At 51.7% G+C, this 1097-nt stretch carries 1 protein-coding gene and 1 pseudogene; both read right to left on the bottom strand.

Annotation, left to right across the window (positions count from 1 at the left end; all coding sequences use genetic code 11):
• A pseudogene (locus SSCH_RS22350) lies at positions 1 to 183 on the bottom strand (hypothetical protein); the annotation flags it as partial.
• A gap of 15 nt (positions 184 to 198) precedes the next feature.
• Complete coding sequence (locus tag SSCH_RS21835; protein ID WP_408645709.1) at positions 199 to 426, bottom strand: NADH-quinone oxidoreductase subunit B family protein; 228 nt, start codon at positions 424 to 426, stop codon at positions 199 to 201.
• Positions 427 to 1097 lie beyond the last annotated feature (671 nt).

The following is a 1097-nucleotide window of genomic DNA, read 5'->3' as shown; positions in this document are numbered from 1 at the left end:
TTGACCGGCCAGTTTACCATAATTATCCCACTGCCTGTAGGGGCAGTCCGCTCCTGTCTTTGGCCCCACACAGCCCTGTGAAACAATGCACTCGATATCACCCAGGCTGTCAGCCAGGTCATTTCTGTCGAAGTAAGAGCGGCGTTGGCAGTGGCGGTGGACGGTAAACTCATAGAAGAGGATGGGCGTCCCAGTTCATCAAGCTCCGGAGGCCCAAAAAGGAGCAGGTGGGCGAGGGTTCCCAGTCAGCCAATCAGGGTTGACCGGGCAGCCGCTGACATTGATTACCTCTCTCTGCAGCACGTTCTGTACACTGGTGCTGCCTGTGATGTTTGGCCGTGCAGCAGAGGGGCCGCCAAAACTGGCACAGGTGCCGGCAGCAACGATGTATTTGGCTCTTTGCCCTAACTGTGTGACTGCTTCCAAGGCGGTGATACTGCCTTTTTTTTGTTCTAAAAATTACGGTATTAAACGATGCCCATTGTCCCGAAGGGAACAGCTCCTTCCACAACTCGTGTCTTTCGATGGCTTCCTGACGTTTGCCACCTACTATTGCATAGCCATACCTGCTCTCAACGATCTTGACGACCTTAGGTTTTTCATTTCCATCCCAGCTATTGAACTGTTCTTCATCCCAGGCAGAGATGTCTAGATGAGTGGTGGATGACTTATCCTCTCGCCATGTTTTGGCTGGCACTTGACGGCTGAATAGTCCTTCCGCATCCTTGACAATGTGCATCCGCTTATCTTTTAGCCGAACTACAAGGTGGATGTTTTTGCTGCACAAGTGGTTGATAAAAGGAGCCTTGGCAAAGCCGGCATCAACCACCACTATGTCAGCAAAATGTTTATATACCTGGTAGAGCCAGTCAACCAGCCTCTTGGAAGCTGTGGTCTCGCCCTCCCCCGGCTTGATCGGTTCAAAACCTAAAATGATCGGCGGTTTGCCACCCACTATCTGGCAGGTGACAATCTTATGCTCGTAGGTAGTCGTCCCATCCTGGTGATGCACTTCCTGGCAGGCGTTACAGCATCGGCTCTGAGTTCTGAATATACCTGTGCCGTCAATAGCCGCTACACGGTAATGATCAATGGTC

Source organism: Syntrophaceticus schinkii (assembly GCF_000946815.1).
GTDB lineage: Bacteria > Bacillota > DSM-12270 > Thermacetogeniales > Thermacetogeniaceae > Syntrophaceticus > Syntrophaceticus schinkii.
The sequence above is the reverse complement of the archived record's forward strand: the minus strand, read 5'-3'. Positions and strand labels throughout refer to the sequence as shown.